Annotated in this window: 13 protein-coding genes and 1 pseudogene; 9 read left to right on the forward strand and 5 right to left on the reverse strand. The window is 72.6% G+C overall.

Going from position 1 to position 13,511, the window contains the following annotated elements:
• Window positions 1–55: 55 nt before the first annotated feature.
• Window positions 56–1,691 (reverse strand): annotated as a pseudogene (locus ACLJTM_RS21840) (MFS transporter); the annotation flags it as partial.
• A gap of 138 nt (window positions 1,692–1,829) precedes the next feature.
• Here ACLJTM_RS21840 and ACLJTM_RS21845 point away from each other — a divergent pair.
• The 3 genes from ACLJTM_RS21845 (at window position 1,830) to ACLJTM_RS21855 (ending at window position 4,791) form a co-directional block, all read left to right on the forward strand.
• Window positions 1,830–2,507: a TetR/AcrR family transcriptional regulator gene (locus tag ACLJTM_RS21845; RefSeq protein WP_411105782.1), complete on the forward strand. Its 678-nt coding sequence runs from the start codon at window positions 1,830–1,832 to the stop codon at window positions 2,505–2,507.
• Window positions 2,508–2,722: 215 nt separating this feature from the next.
• Window positions 2,723–3,862 carry an alpha/beta hydrolase gene (locus ACLJTM_RS21850; RefSeq protein ID WP_411105783.1) on the forward strand — a complete coding sequence of 380 codons (1,140 nt, stop codon included), beginning with the start codon at window positions 2,723–2,725 and terminating at the stop codon, window positions 3,860–3,862.
• Between the two features lie 74 nt (window positions 3,863–3,936).
• The gene (locus ACLJTM_RS21855; RefSeq protein ID WP_411105362.1) at window positions 3,937–4,791 is read left to right on the forward strand and encodes a DUF4429 domain-containing protein; all 855 of its coding nucleotides are present in this window, start codon (window positions 3,937–3,939) and stop codon (window positions 4,789–4,791) included.
• Between the two features lie 72 nt (window positions 4,792–4,863).
• On the opposite strand, the gene ACLJTM_RS21860 is transcribed toward ACLJTM_RS21855, so the two are convergent.
• Entirely contained in the window at window positions 4,864–5,886 is a 1,023-nt protein-coding gene (locus tag ACLJTM_RS21860; protein ID WP_411105363.1) for an aldo/keto reductase, read from the reverse strand.
• Window positions 5,883–6,281 carry a MerR family transcriptional regulator gene (locus tag ACLJTM_RS21865; protein WP_411105364.1) on the reverse strand — a complete coding sequence of 133 codons (399 nt, stop codon included), beginning with the start codon at window positions 6,279–6,281 and terminating at the stop codon, window positions 5,883–5,885. The genes ACLJTM_RS21860 and ACLJTM_RS21865 overlap by 4 nt, the downstream gene beginning before the upstream one ends.
• A 78-nt stretch (window positions 6,282–6,359) precedes the next feature.
• Between ACLJTM_RS21865 and ACLJTM_RS21870 the strand changes: the two genes are divergently transcribed.
• Window positions 6,360–7,178 carry a serine hydrolase domain-containing protein gene (locus tag ACLJTM_RS21870; protein WP_411105784.1) on the forward strand — a complete coding sequence of 273 codons (819 nt, stop codon included), beginning with the start codon at window positions 6,360–6,362 and terminating at the stop codon, window positions 7,176–7,178.
• Here ACLJTM_RS21870 and ACLJTM_RS21875 read toward each other — a convergent pair.
• Window positions 7,175–7,858 (reverse strand): pirin family protein, encoded by a 684-nt coding sequence (locus ACLJTM_RS21875; protein WP_411105365.1) that lies wholly within the window; start codon window positions 7,856–7,858, stop codon window positions 7,175–7,177. The genes ACLJTM_RS21870 and ACLJTM_RS21875 overlap by 4 nt on opposite strands.
• A 70-nt stretch (window positions 7,859–7,928) precedes the next feature.
• On the opposite strand from ACLJTM_RS21875, the gene ACLJTM_RS21880 reads away from it, so the two are divergent.
• The 5 genes from ACLJTM_RS21880 (at window position 7,929) to fabF (ending at window position 12,825) form a co-directional block, all read left to right on the forward strand.
• Window positions 7,929–9,146 (forward strand): PucR family transcriptional regulator, encoded by a 1,218-nt coding sequence (locus ACLJTM_RS21880; protein ID WP_411105366.1) that lies wholly within the window; start codon window positions 7,929–7,931, stop codon window positions 9,144–9,146.
• Window positions 9,147–9,235: 89 nt separating this feature from the next.
• Window positions 9,236–10,153 (forward strand): ACP S-malonyltransferase, encoded by a 918-nt coding sequence (locus tag ACLJTM_RS21885; RefSeq protein ID WP_411105367.1) that lies wholly within the window; start codon window positions 9,236–9,238, stop codon window positions 10,151–10,153.
• A gap of 19 nt (window positions 10,154–10,172) precedes the next feature.
• Window positions 10,173–11,177 (forward strand): ketoacyl-ACP synthase III, encoded by a 1,005-nt coding sequence (locus ACLJTM_RS21890; protein ID WP_411105368.1) that lies wholly within the window; start codon window positions 10,173–10,175, stop codon window positions 11,175–11,177.
• Window positions 11,178–11,231: 54 nt separating this feature from the next.
• Entirely contained in the window at window positions 11,232–11,480 is a 249-nt protein-coding gene (locus ACLJTM_RS21895) for an acyl carrier protein (protein WP_411105369.1), read from the forward strand.
• 79 nt (window positions 11,481–11,559) lie between these two features.
• A complete protein-coding gene (gene fabF / locus ACLJTM_RS21900; protein ID WP_411105370.1) occupies window positions 11,560–12,825 on the forward strand; it encodes a beta-ketoacyl-ACP synthase II in 1,266 nt (421 codons plus the stop codon).
• A gap of 68 nt (window positions 12,826–12,893) precedes the next feature.
• Here fabF and ACLJTM_RS21905 read toward each other — a convergent pair whose 3' ends face one another.
• Window positions 12,894–13,388: a DUF3145 domain-containing protein gene (locus ACLJTM_RS21905; RefSeq protein WP_411105371.1), complete on the reverse strand. Its 495-nt coding sequence runs from the start codon at window positions 13,386–13,388 to the stop codon at window positions 12,894–12,896.
• Between the last annotated feature and the right edge of the window lie 123 nt (window positions 13,389–13,511).

Here is a 13,511-nt window from a genome sequence, read left to right on the forward strand (position 1 = left end):
CGGATAGGCGACAGCCCCGCCGGAACCGTCCGGCGGGGCTGTCGTGCGTATGGGGTTGACGCCCGGGCGCCCCGGCGGGGGCGGGGCGGCGGGGCTCAGACGTGGGCGGCGCCCGCTCCGGCGGCGGCGTTCTCGCCGCGCTTGGTGAAGCAGGCCACAACGGCGGCGAGGACCGCGACGGTGCCCGCGACGGTGAAGGCGGTGCTCATGCCGGACACGAAGGTGTCGTGCGCGACCTCGGTGATGGCCCGGGCGACCGGTTCCGGGGTCTGCGGGGGGACGGGGGCGAGGCCCACCTGGATGCCCTTCTCGGCGAGTTCCTGCTGTTCGGGGCTGAGCGGGGGCAGTTGCGCGCCCCGCCAGTTGTCCCCGAACGAGCTGCTGACCGTGCCGGCCATGACCGCGCCGAGGACGGCGGTGCCGAGGCTGCCGCCGACCTGCATGGCGGCCTGCTGGAGCCCGCCGGCCACGCCGGACAGCTCCAGCGGGGCGTTGCCGACGATGACCTCGGTGGCGCCGACCATGACGGGGGCGAGGCCGAGGCCGAGGAGGGCGAACCAGAGCGACATGGTGAGGGTGCCGGTGTCGGGGGTGAGCTGCGCCATCCCGAAGCAGGCGGCGGCGGTGGCGACCATGCCGGCGACGAGCGGGATGCGCGGCCCGGTCTTGGTGATCGCGGCGCCGGCCAGCGGGGAACCGATGATCATCATTCCGGTGAGGGGCAGCAGGTGCAGGCCGCTGTCGACGGGGCTCAGGAGGTGCACGTTCTGCAGGTAGAAGGTGACGAAGAACAGGCCGCCCATGAAGGCGAAGGCCATGAGCACCATCAGCACCGTGCCCGCGGACAGCGGTACGGAGCGGAACATGCCGAGCGGGATGAGCGGTTCGGCGACCTTGCCCTCCCAGAAGGCGAAGAGCGCGAAGCCGAGCACGGAGGCGGCCAGGAAGAGCAGGGTCCTGGAGTCGCCCCAGCCCCACTCGGCGGCCTTGATGAGGGCCCAGATCAGGGAGAACATCGCGCCGGACAGCAGCAGGATGCCGAGTACGTCGAAGGAGCGCGGGGCGTTCTTGGCCCGGTGGTCGACCAGGATGACCAGGCCGAACAGCAGCGCGACGATGCCGACGGGCACGTTGATGAAGAAGACGGACTGCCAGCTGACGTGCTCGACGAGCAGGCCGCCGACGATGGGTCCGGCGGCGGTCGAGGCGCCGATGACCATGCCCCAGATGCCGATGGCCATGTTGAGCTTCTCGGCGGGGAAGGTGGCGCGCAGCAGGCCGAGGGCGGCGGGCATCAGCAGGGCGCCGAACAGGCCCTGGGCGACGCGGAAGCCGATGACGAGCTCGACTCCGGTGGACAGGCCGATGGCCGCGGAGGAGGCGGCGAAGCCGGCGATGCCGATGAGGAAGGTCTGGCGGTGGCCGAAGCGGTCGCCGAGCTTGCCCGCGGTGATCAGGGAGACCGCGAGGGCCAGCAGGTAGCCGTTGGTGATCCACTGCACCTCGGCGAGGGAGGCGTCGAGGTCCTTCTGGATCGCGGGGTTGGCGACGGCGACGATCGTGCCGTCCAGGGTGACCATCATGACGCCGATCGCGACGGCGAAGAGGGTCAGCCAGGGGTGGCCGCGCAGTCCGGACCGGGCGGGGGCGGGGCCTGGCTCCTTGGCGGGAACCTGATCGTCGACGGTGATCTGACTAGTCATGCATACAGGCTAATGACAGCGACTGACACTTCACAGACGGGTGAGCGGGACAGTCGCTGTCAGGTCCGTCACAGGTACCCTGACCGCTCACTCGGCGTCGGATCGGCAGGAGAGACCCCCACGGTGATGACCGAAGAGCGGCCCGCGGCGGCCCCGGCGGCGGGACTGCGCGAACGCAAGAAGCAGCGCACCCGTGACGCCCTGCTGCGCGCGGCCCTGCTCCTGTTCGTCTCCCAGGGGTACGAGCGGACCACCGTCGACGAGATCACCGACGCGGTGGACGTCTCGCAGCGCACCTTCTTCCGCTACTTCGCCAACAAGGAGGAGGTCGCCTTCGCCGTACAGGACCTGGTGGAGTCCCACTACTTCGCCGAGCTCAGCTCCCGGCCGGACCACGAGGGCCCCCTGGAAGCGATGCGCAACGCCGTGCTCGCCGCCTGGGACACCGTCGAGGAGGCCATCTCGGAGGTGGTGCCGGTCGACCTCTACATGCGCAGCTACCAGCTCATCGAGTCGACCCCGGCGCTGCTGGCCGTGCACCTGCGCCGCTCCAGCGAGCTGGAGGAGCGGATCGCGGAGCTGATCGCAGCCCGTGAGGGACTGGACGTGGACGCCGACCCGCGGCCCCGGGTGGCCGTCGCCGCCTTCTCCGGCGTGATGCGGGTCACCGGGCGGCTGTGGGGCCAGGGCGAGGACGCCAGCGTGGAGGCGATCCGCCGGATGACGGAGGCCTACCTCGACCAGATCGGCCCTGCGCTGGCCGCGCACTGGCGCCGCGCGCCCGCCGCGGACCGCGCCCCGTAGGCAGCCGTGCGGCTGCCGCCGGCCGTCGCCGCCGGCCCGCCGGTCATGGCCGCTGCGGGGGCCGTGAGCCGTGTCACCCGACGCGCCGTGGGCTGCGGGGGTCTCCTAGGCTGGCTCCAGTGAACCTGCCCGGCCCCGCCCTCTCCGCCGTATCCGACGCCGCCCCGCCGCGCGCCGCCCTGCGCACCCTGCTCGCGCTGCTGGTGGTCTTCATCATGCTTGCGACCACCGGCTGGACCGCGGTGCACCGCCCCGAGGCGGGCACCCCGCTGCGGGCCACGGCGCTTGCCGCCTGGGCCTCGGCCCGTGTCGGCGGGCGTCCCGTGCCGGCCGCCGACGCCCCGGTGCGCACGGTGGCCCGTTTCTTCGCCGGCCTCGACGGGGCCGAGCGGGCGGTCCTCGCCGAGGGCCACCCGCTGGTCGTGGGCAATCTGGACGGGGTGCCGGTGGCGACCCGCTACCGGGCCAACCTGCGCGGACTGGAGCAGGCCCGGGGCATCGAGGACGCCCGCGCCCGGGACGTGGCGCTGACCCCGGCCGACCGTGCGACGGCCGCCCGCCGCGCGCACCGCCTCGCGTCCCTGGCGGAGCCCGGTCGTCAGATCCTCGCCTTCGACCCGACCGGGGGCGGCCGCGTCGCGGAGGTCTTCGGCGACCTCGACCGGGCCGACCGGGTCTCGGTGGTGGTCCCCGGGGTCGACACGGACCTGGTCACCTTCGAGCGCAGCCAGCGCCGGTTCACCGCCCCGGTCGGCATGGCGCAGTCGCTGTACGAGGCGGAGCGTGCGGCCGCCCCGGGCAGCCGGACCGCGGTCATCGCCTGGGCGGGCTACACCGCGCCGACCGGCGTGGGCATGGACGCGGCCACCGGGCGGCTGGCCTTCGACGGCGCCGTCCGCCTGCGGTCCCTGGTCATCGGCCTGCCGCGCAGTTCGCGGGTGGCGCTGTTCTGCCACAGCTACGGCTCGGTGGTGTGCGGGGTCGCCGCCCACGACCTGCCGGGCCGGGTGACGGACCTTGCAGTGGCGGGCAGCCCCGGCATGCGGGCGCAGAGCGCAGCCGCCCTGGACACCTCGGCCCGGGTGTGGGCGATGCGTGACGACGGGGACTGGATCGCCGACGTCCCCCACCTGGAGGTCGGCGGGCTCGGCCACGGTGCGGACCCGGTCTCCCCGGAGTTCGGGGCGCGGCTGCTGTCCTCGGCCGGAGCCGGGAGCCACACCGGCTATTTCACGCCAGGGACCGTGGCGGTGGACAACTTCGCCAAAATCGGAACCGGCGCATTCGGTTCCGTGGTCTGCGCCGTCCCGGATGCCGAGTGCGGCAGCGGAATCTCCGGTACAGAAGGGGACTGACGCGCGTAGAGCCCTGGAAAACGGTCTTCCCGGCCAGGGGACGGCCGGGGGCGCTGCCGTTTACGATGAGCCGCATGGGTGACGTACTGGCCGGAAACCATGCCGTCTGGGAGCTCGACTCGGACGCCGACTCGGTGCACATCCGCTTCGCACGGGGGATTCGGACGCCGCGCCTGTGGACCGCCCTGGGCTCGCGCCGGATTCCCGTGGCGGCGGTCCGCGAGGTGGTCCTCTCCCCCGGCAAGCGGGACACGGTGGTGCTGCGGGCCGTACCCCGGCCGGGGGCGGATCCGCTGATGGAGGCTGCCGCCGGGCAGCTGAAGGAGGCCTGCGACCCGTACCGGCTGGTGCTGCCGGGCGAACGGGCCCCGCAGGCGGCCGCCTTCGCCGACGCGCTGCGCTCCCGGCTCGGGCCGGACGCCGCCGGGCCGGCCCCGCACTTCCTGGTCGAGGCGGCGCAGCCGCCGGTCCACCTGAAGGCCTATGACGCCCGGCTGGGCTTCGACGGCCGGGCGGTCAGCCTGCGCTGGTCCCGCACCGGTGCCACGAGCACCAAGTGGAAGGCCGGCGACCAGCACTACCGGCTGTCCGACCTCGCCGGTGTCGAATGGTGCTCGCCCGAGGGCTCCCGCGGCCACCTGCGGCTGCTCCCCCGGGAGCCGCGCCAATCGCCCGCCGACCCGCGCCCCGACCACGACCTGGCCGCCGCGGTCTTCGGGGTGGGCTACGGGGCCGTGCACGAGTCCCTGCCGTTCGCCGCGGCCGTCCTCGCCGCCCTGCGCGGCCGCGCCCCGGCCGCCGCCGTCCCCCGGCCCCGCCCCGACGACGAGCGGTTGCGGCACCTGGGCGAACTGCACGGCGCGGGGCTGCTGACGGATGCCGAGTACGCAGACCTGAAGAACCGATTCGCCTCAGCCGCCGACGTCTGACCTGCGCGGACTCCCGCCGGCCGGGCGTCCACGGCGCGGGGCGCCCCCGGCGGTGGGCCCCCCGGCGGTGGCTCAGGCCTCGCGCGCGGCCGAGGTGGAGCCCATGTCCGGGTAGCGGTCCCCCGCGACGCGGCCGGCGATCGGCTCCAGGGCCGCCAGCTCTGCCGGCGACAGGGTGATCCGGGCGGCCGCCGTGTTCTCCGCGACCCGCTCCGGCCGGCGGGTGCCCGGGATCGGGACCACCGGCAGCCCGTGCACCTGCGCCCGCTGGTGCACCCAGGCCAGGGCGATCTGCGCGGGGCTCGCCCCGTGCGCCCGGGCGATCTCCCGCACCGGGGCCAGCAGCGCCGCGTTGGCACGGGCGTTGTCCCCGGTGAAGCGGGGCTGGTAGGCCCGGAAGTCCCCCGCCGTCAGCTCCTTCTGCGCATCGGCGAACGCGCCCGTCAAAAAGCCCCGCCCCAGCGGGGAGTACGGCACGAAGGCCACGCCCAGCTCGGCCGCCGCGGCCACCGCGCTGACCTCCACGTCCCGGCTGAAGAGGGACCACTCCGACTGGAGGGCCGCGATCGGGTGCACCGCGTACGCCTCGCGCAGCTCCGCCCCGGTGACCTCGCTCAGTCCCAGGTGGCGCACCTTGCCCTCGCGCACCAGGTCCGCCATGGCGCCGACCGACTCGGAGAACGGCACGGCGGGATCGCGGCGGTGCATGTAGTAGAGGTCGATGACATCGGTGCCCAGCCGCCGCAGACTGGCCTCGACGGCCTGCCGGAGGTAGGCGGGGTCGTTGCGGACGGCCCGGTACTGCGGGTCGTCGGTGCGCTCTATCGCGAACTTCGTCGCCAGCGTGATCCCGTCGCGGTGCGCGGCGACGAACGGCGCGAGGAACTCCTCGTTGCGGCCCCGTCCGTAGATGTCGGCGGTGTCGAAGAGGGTGACCCCCGCCGCCAGCGCCGCCTCCAGGGTGGCGCGGGCCGCCCCCTCGTCGGTGTCCCCGTAGAACTCGCTCATGCCCATGCAGCCCAGGCCCTGGACGCCGACCAGCGGCCCGCCCCTGCCCAGCTCGATCCGCCCGATGGCGGTTGCGCCGTCCGTCATGTCCGCACCTTTCCCGTCCCCGTGTCCCTCGTGTACGTGTCGATCTTGTAGTCCAGTACGGCGAGCGCGTCCGTCAGCTCCGACAGCCGGGCCCGTACCTCGCGCCGGGTCTGCTCCAGGAGTGCGCGGCGCTCCTCGACGGTGTGGCCGCCCGCCCGCACCAGTTCGGCGTACCGGACCATGTCCGCCACCGACATCCCGGTGGCGCGCAGCTTCCCCACGAATCCGAGCCAGTCCAGGTCCTGGTCGGTGAAGCGCCGCTGGCCCGAGTGCGAGCGGTCCACCTGCGGCATCAGGCCGATCCGCTCGTACCAGCGCAGGGTGTGCTGGGTCAGACCGGTCCGGGCCTCGACCTCGCTGATCGTGTACCGCGTCGGCGTCAGGCTCTGGCTCATGGCCCCACGCTAAAACCCTGGAGCGCACTCCAAGCAAGTAGGCTCGGCCGCATGGAGAGCATGGAGGCGGTCGACAGCATGGAAAGCCTGCGGATCATCGAGAGCTGGCCGGTGCCGGCCGTCGCGGCGGCCGTCGTGCGCGCCGACGGGAGCCTCGCCGGTGCCCACGGGCCGGTGGACCACCGCTTCCGGCTGGCCTCGGTCACCAAGCCGCTCACCGCGTACGCCGTCCTCGTCGCCTACGAGGAGGGCGCCGTCGAGCTGGACGAGCCGGCCGGGCCCGAGGGGTCGACGGTCCGTCACCTGCTGGCACACACCAGCGGCCTGGCCTTCGACGAGCACCGGGTGACGGCCCCGCCCGGACAGCGCCGGCTGTACTCCAACGCGGGCTTCGAGGTCCTCGGCGACCACATCGCCAAGTCGACCGGCATCCCCTTCCCGGAGTACCTGCACCAGGCCGTCTTCGAGCCGCTGGGCATGACCTCGTCCGCCCTGGAGGGCTCGCCCGCCAAGGACGGCGTCTCCACGGTCCGCGACCTGACGCGCTTCGCGGCCGAACTGCTCGCCCCCCGGCTGCTGGACGTCCGCACGGTCGCCGCGGCCACCTCGGTGGTGCATCCCGGACTGGGGGGCGTCCTGCCCGGCTACGGCCACCAGTCCCCCAACGACTGGGGCCTCGGCCTGGAGATCCGCGACGGCAAGTCCCCGCACTGGACGGGCGCCTCCTCCTCGCCGCGCTCCTTCGGCCACTTCGGGCAGTCCGGCACCTTCCTGTGGGTGGACCCGGACGCGCGGGCCGCGTGCGTGGCGCTGGCCGACCGCCCCTTCGGGCCGTGGGCCGTCGAGGCCTGGCCCCCCTTCACGGACGCGGTCCTCGCCGAACTGGCCGCCTGCTAACCCGTCTCTTCCGGCGCGTCCGCCGGCGCGCCCAGTTCCCAGATCAGCACCTCGCCGGGTGATCCCGCGGTGATCTCCAGGTCCTTCTCGCCGGTGATCCGCGCCGAGTCCCCCGGACCGAGCTCCTCGCCGTCCAGGCGCAGGTCGCCCCGCACCACGTGCAGGTACACCCGCTCCGCGGCCGGCACCGGGACCCGCTCGCCCGCGCCGGGCCGCCGTACGCGCAGGACCGCCCCGGCCGCGGGGACCTCGTGGGGCGTGCCGTCGCCGAGCGCCCGCACCACCTCGTACGAGGGCGCGCCGCCCGGGCCGAGCGGCGCCAGCCACATCTGCACGAAGCGCAGCCGTACGGCGCCGTCGTTGCGCTCGACGTGGCGGACCCCGGAGCCGGCGGCGAGGTGCTGCACGTCGCCGGCCCGGACCACACCGGTCTCCCCGGTGCTGTCCTTGTGGGTGAGTTCGCCCTCGACGACCCAGGTGACGATCTCGGTGTGGCTGTGCGGGTGCTCCTCGAAGCCCGCGCCGGGGGCGAGGATCTCCTCGTTGCAGGCCAGGACCGGCCCGAAGCGCAGGTTGTCCGGGTCGTAGAAGGACCCGAAGGAGAAGGCGTGCCGGGTGGTGATCCCCGACTCCCGGTCCCCGCCCTCGTACCGGTCGGCGCCGCGGCGTACTTCAATCATGAGGGCCACGGTAGACCCCGCTCCCGGTACCGGACTCCGCGCAGCCGTCCCGATAAGGCAGTCTTGTCACGTGCCCGAACCCGAACGTGAGCATTCCCCCGCGCCACACCCCGCGCATCCCGTGCCCGTGCATCCGCACACCGCGACGCTGCGCCGACTGGAGAAGTCTTCCGGCCGGCTCGCCGCGAATGCCATCGCGCGGATGGACGAGACGCTGCCGTGGTACCGGGCGATGCCCCCGGAGAACCGGTCCTGGATCGGACTGGTCGCCCAGGCCGGCATCGCCGCGTTCACGGAGTGGTTCCGGCACCCGGAGACCCCCCAGGCGATCTCCACCGACGTCTTCGGGACGGCTCCGCGGGAGCTGACGCGGGCGATCACGCTGCGCCAGACCGTGGAGATGGTCCGCACCACGATCGAGGTGATGGAGACCGCGATCGACGAGGTGGCGGCGCCGGGCGACGAGCAGATCCTGCGCGAGGCGCTCCTGGTGTACGCCCGGGAGATCGCCTTCGCGACCGCCCAGGTGTACGCGCAGGCCGCCGAGGCGCGCGGGGCGTGGGACGCGCGCCTGGAATCCCTCGTGGTCAACGCGGTGCTGTCCGGCGAGGCCGACGAGGGGGCCCTGTCGCGGGCGGCGGCGCTGGGCTGGAACGCGCCCGAGCACGTGTGCGTGGTGCTGGGCACCGCGCCGGAGGGCGACAGCGAGTTGACGGTCGAGGCGATCCGGCGTGCGGCCCGCCACCACAAGCTGCAGGTCCTGACGGGCGTGCTCGGGGACCGGCTGGTGGTCATCGCGGGCGGCAGCGACAACCCGTTGCAGGTGGCGAAGTCCCTGATCGGACCGTTCGCGGCGGGGCCGGTGGTCGCCGGTCCGGTGGTGCCCGACCTGTTGAACGCGACGAAGTCGGCGCAGGCGGCGGCGGCCGGGCTGAAGGCCGGCACGGCCTGGCAGGACGCGCCGCGGCCGGTCCTGGCAGACGATCTCCTGCCGGAGCGCGCGATCGCCTCGGATCCGGCGGCGAGGGAGCAGCTGGTAGAGGAGATCTACAGACCGCTTGAAGAAGCGGGCTCAGCTCTGCTCGAGACACTCAGCGTGTATCTGGAACAGGCGAGCAGTTTGGAAGGGGCAGCCCGCATGCTGTTCGTGCACCCCAACACGGTGCGCTACCGGCTCCGACGTGTGACAGACGTCACCGGCTGGTCGCCCTCCGATGTCCGTTCGGCCTTCACCCTGCGGATCGCCCTGATCCTCGGGCGTCTGGCCGACGGAGATCCGCAGTCCTAGACTTTTGTCGGACATCAACAATTACCCCGGCCGTTCTTGGTCCCTGTCCCCACGGGCGACAAGGGCCATCCACAAGAGAGAGTGTGAGGGTGCTCGTACTCGTCGCTCCCGGCCAAGGCGCCCAGACGCCTGGCTTCCTGACTCCCTGGCTCGACCTTCCCGGCGCCGCCGACCGCGTCGCCGAGTGGTCCGACGCCATCGGGCTCGACCTTGCCCACTACGGCACGCACGCCGACGCCGACGAGATCCGCGACACGGCGGTGGCCCAGCCGCTGCTGGTGGCCGCGGGTCTGCTGTCGGCCGCCGCGCTCGGCCCCCGTACGGCTTTCGGTGCCGTCGCGGGCCACAGCGTCGGCGAGATCACCGCCGCCGCGTACGCGGGGGTGCTGTCCGACGCCGACGCCCTGTCCTTCGTCCGCACGCGCGGCCTGGGCATGGCCGAGGCCGCCGCGGTCACGGAGACGGGCATGGCCGCGGTCCTCGGCGGGGACCACGAGGTGGTGCTCGCGCACCTGGAGAAGCTGGGTCTGACCCCGGCCAACATCAACGGGGCGGGCCAGATCGTGGCCGCCGGCACCGCGGAGCAGATCGCCGCGCTGGTCGCCGAGAAGCCCGAAGGCGCCATGAAGGTCGTCGCCCTCAAGGTCGCGGGCGCCTTCCACACGGAGCACATGGCCCCCGCGGTCACCACGCTGGAGAAGGCGGCACAGTCCCTCGCCCCGGCCGACCCGGCGCTGGCGTACGTGTCGAACAAGGACGGGCAGGTCGTCTCCGACGGTGGCGACGTCCTCGCCCGTCTCGTCGGACAGGTCGCGAACCCGGTCCGCTGGGACCTGTGCATGGAGACGTTCGCCGAGCTGGGCGTCACCGGGATCATCGAGCTCAGTCCCGGGGGCACGCTGACGGGTCTGGCCAAGCGGGCCCTGAAGGGCGTTCCGAGCGTCGCCCTGAAGACCCCGGACGATCTCGACAAGGCCGCGGCGCTCATCGCCGAGCACGCGGTCTGAGAGAAGGAGCCCACACAGCATGTCCAAGATCAAGCCGGCCAAGGGCTCCCCGTACGCCCGCATCCTCGGCGTCGGCGGCTACCGTCCGACCCGTGTGGTGCCCAACGAGGTCATCCTGGAGACGATCGACTCGTCCGACGAGTGGATCCGGTCCCGCTCCGGCATCGCGACCCGGCACTGGGCCTCGCCGCAGGAGACCGTCGCCGCGATGTCGGTGGAGGCCTCGGGGAAGGCGCTGGCGGACGCCGGTGTCGCACCGGAGAAGATCGGCGCCGTGATCGTCTCGACGGTCTCGCACTTCAAGCAGACGCCTGCGGTCGCGACCGAGATCGCCCACCGGATCGGTGCGGGGCGGCCCGCCGCCTTCGACATCTCCGCGGGCTGCGCCGGCTTCGGTTACGGACTGACCCTGGCCAAGGGCCTGGTCGTCGAGGGGTCCGCCGAATACGTGCTGGTCATCGGCGTGGAGCGGCTCTCCGACCTCACCGACCTGGAAGACCGCGCAACGGCCTTCCTGTTCGGCGACGGCGCGGGCGCCGTCGTCGTCGGCCCCTCGGACGAGCCGGCCATCGGCCCCACCGTGTGGGGTTCGGAGGGCGACAAGTCCGAGACCATCAAGCAGACCGTGCCGTGGGACGAGTACCTCGGCAAGGACGGCGGCGAGAAGTTCCCGGCCATCACGCAGGAGGGCCAGGCGGTCTTCCGCTGGGCCGTCTTCGAGATGGCCAAGGTGGCCCAGCAGGCGCTCGACGCCGCCGGAATCACCGTGGATGACCTGGACGTCTTCATTCCGCACCAGGCAAACATGCGGATCATCGACTCGATGGTGAAGACTCTGAAGCTGCCGGAGCACGTGACGGTCGCCCGTGACGTGGAAACCACCGGCAACACCTCGGCCGCCTCGATCCCGCTCGCGATGGAGCGGCTCCTGGCGACCGGAGCGGCGAAGAGCGGCGACACCGCGCTCGTCATCGGCTTCGGGGCGGGACTCGTCTACGCCGCCACGGTCGTTACCCTCCCCTAGGACCGGGATCCCCTTCCCGGTCCCCCACCCAGTCAGCTAAAGAAGGAGCGCCACATGGCCGCCACGCAGGAAGAAATCGTCGCGGGTCTCGCCGAGATCGTCAACGAGATCGCGGGCATCCCGGTCGAGGACGTCGAGATCGGCAAGTCCTTCACGGACGACCTGGACGTCGACTCCCTGTCCATGGTCGAGGTCGTCGTCGCCGCCGAAGAGCGCTTCGACGTCAAGATCCCGGACGAGGACGTCAAGAACCTGAAGACGGTCGGCGACGCCGCCGACTACATCCTGAAGCACCAGGCCTGAGCCTGACGAGCGTTTGTCGCCACCTGGCGGTGGCGCCGTGACAATTCAGCACCCCCTGAGACGTGGAGAAAGAATTCCTGTGAGCCCGACCAATCGCACCGTGGTCGTCACCGGTATCGGCGCAACCACTCCGCTGGGTGGCGACAGCGCTTCGACCTGGGAAGGTCTGCTCGCCGGCCGTTCGGGCGTCAAGCCCCTGGAGGGCGAGCGCTTCGCCGAGCTCCCGGTCCGCATCGCCGCTCCGGCCGCCGTGGACCCCGGCGAGGTCCTGCCCCGGCCGCTGGCCCGCAAGCTGGACCGCTCGGCGCAGTTCGCCGTCATCGCGGCCCGTGAAGCCTGGGCCGACGCCGGCTACACCGCTGCGGCGGGCGAGGACGAGAGCATCGCCCCCGAGCGGCTGGGCACCGTGATCGCCTCCGGCATCGGCGGCGTGACCACCCTGCTCGACCAGTACGACGTCCTGAAGGAGAAGGGTGTGCGCCGGGTCTCCCCGCACACCGTCCCCATGCTCATGCCGAACGGCCCGTCGGCCAACGTGGGCCTGGAGGTGAACGCCCGGGCGGGCGTGCACACCCCGGTCAGCGCGTGCGCCTCCGGCGCCGAGGCCATCGGCTACGCCGTCGAGATGATCCGCAGCGGCCGCGCCGACGTGGTCGTCGCCGGCGGCACCGAGGCGGCCATCCACCCGCTGCCGATCGCGGCCTTCGCCAACATGATGGCGATGTCCAAGAACAACGAGCACCCCGAGCAGGCCTCGCGCCCCTACGACAAGGCCCGTGACGGCTTCGTCCTGGGCGAGGGCGCCGGCGTCGTCGTCCTGGAGTCCGCGGAGCACGCCGCCGCGCGCGGCGCCCGGGTGTACTGCGAGGTGCTGGGCCAGGGCCTGTCCGCGGACAGCCACCACATCGCGCAGCCCGAGCCGACCGGCCGCGGTGTCGCGGCCGCGGTGCAGAACCTGCTCGACAACACGGGTCTGGACCCGGCCGAGCTGGTCCACCTGAACGCGCACGCCACGTCCACCCCGCAGGGTGACACGGCCGAGCTGAAGGCCCTGCGCAAGGTCCTCGGCGACGACCTGGACCACATCGCGATCTCCGCGACGAAGTCGATGACCGGTCACCTGCTGGGTGGCGCGGGCGGCATCGAGACGGTGGCGACCGTGCTGGCGCTGTACCACCGGATGGCGCCGCCGACGATCAACGTCGAGGCGCTCGACGACGACATCGACGCGGACATCGTGCGCGGCGAGGCCCGCAAGCTGCCGGCCGACGGCCCGATCTCCGCCATCAACAACTCCTTCGGCTTCGGCGGGCACAACGTCACCCTGGCGTTCCGCACCGTCTGACCCGCAGTGACGCGGAGGGCCCCGCACCGGCAGTCGCCGGTGCGGGGCCCTCCGCGTGCCGTACGGGGTCAGACGACCTGGTGGAGCCAGCGGACCGGGGCGCCCTCGCCGGCGTGGCGGAAGGGCTCCAGCTCGTCGTCCCAGGGTTTGCCGAGCAGTTTGGCGATCTCGGCCTCCAGGTCGCTCTCGCCGCGCGTGGAGCGGGCGAGGGCGGCGCGCAGCCGGTCCTCGGGGATCAGGATGTCGCCGTGCAGGCCGGTGACGGCGTGGAAGATGCCGAGCTCGGGGGTGGAGCTGTAGCGCTCGCCCTCGGCGGTCGGGCAGGGTTCCGCGGTCACCTCGAAGCGCAGGAGGTGCCAGCCCCGCAGGGCGGAGGCGAGCTTCGAGGCGGTACCCGCTTCGGCCTGCCAGGAGAACTCGGCTCTCCAGGTGCCCGGGGAGGCGGGCTGCCTGATCCAGTCGAGGTTGACCCGCACCCCCAGCACACCCGCCACAGCCCATTCCACATGCGGGCAGAGCGCGCGCGGTGCGGAATGCACGTACAGGACTCCACGTGTCGTCACCGGGACCTCCAGTGTGGGACGAGGTCGGGAATAAACTCCAGAAAACGGACAGTATGTGACGTGATGTAATGTAACGGAAATTATTTGACATTGCGCAACGGGACGTGCGGCCGAAACACCACG

This window comes from Streptomyces sp. cmx-4-9 (assembly GCF_046548835.1).
Taxonomy (GTDB): domain Bacteria; phylum Actinomycetota; class Actinomycetes; order Streptomycetales; family Streptomycetaceae; genus Streptomyces.

What these genes read in the sequence shown, in the direction of transcription:
- ACLJTM_RS21845 (WP_411105782.1), top strand. Translation starts at nt 1,830, where the DNA reads ATGACCGAAGAGCGGCCCGCGGCGGCCCCGGCGGCGGGACTGCGCGAA.
- ACLJTM_RS21850 (WP_411105783.1), top strand. Translation starts at nt 2,723, where the DNA reads ATGCTTGCGACCACCGGCTGGACCGCGGTGCACCGCCCCGAGGCGGGC.
- ACLJTM_RS21855 (WP_411105362.1), top strand. Translation starts at nt 3,937, where the DNA reads ATGGGTGACGTACTGGCCGGAAACCATGCCGTCTGGGAGCTCGACTCG.
- ACLJTM_RS21860 (WP_411105363.1), bottom strand. Translation starts at nt 5,886, where the DNA reads ATGACGGACGGCGCAACCGCCATCGGGCGGATCGAGCTGGGCAGGGGC.
- ACLJTM_RS21865 (WP_411105364.1), bottom strand. Translation starts at nt 6,281, where the DNA reads ATGAGCCAGAGCCTGACGCCGACGCGGTACACGATCAGCGAGGTCGAG.
- ACLJTM_RS21870 (WP_411105784.1), top strand. Translation starts at nt 6,360, where the DNA reads ATGGAAAGCCTGCGGATCATCGAGAGCTGGCCGGTGCCGGCCGTCGCG.
- ACLJTM_RS21875 (WP_411105365.1), bottom strand. Translation starts at nt 7,858, where the DNA reads ATGATTGAAGTACGCCGCGGCGCCGACCGGTACGAGGGCGGGGACCGG.
- ACLJTM_RS21890 (WP_411105368.1), top strand. Translation starts at nt 10,173, where the DNA reads ATGTCCAAGATCAAGCCGGCCAAGGGCTCCCCGTACGCCCGCATCCTC.
- ACLJTM_RS21895 (WP_411105369.1), top strand. Translation starts at nt 11,232, where the DNA reads ATGGCCGCCACGCAGGAAGAAATCGTCGCGGGTCTCGCCGAGATCGTC.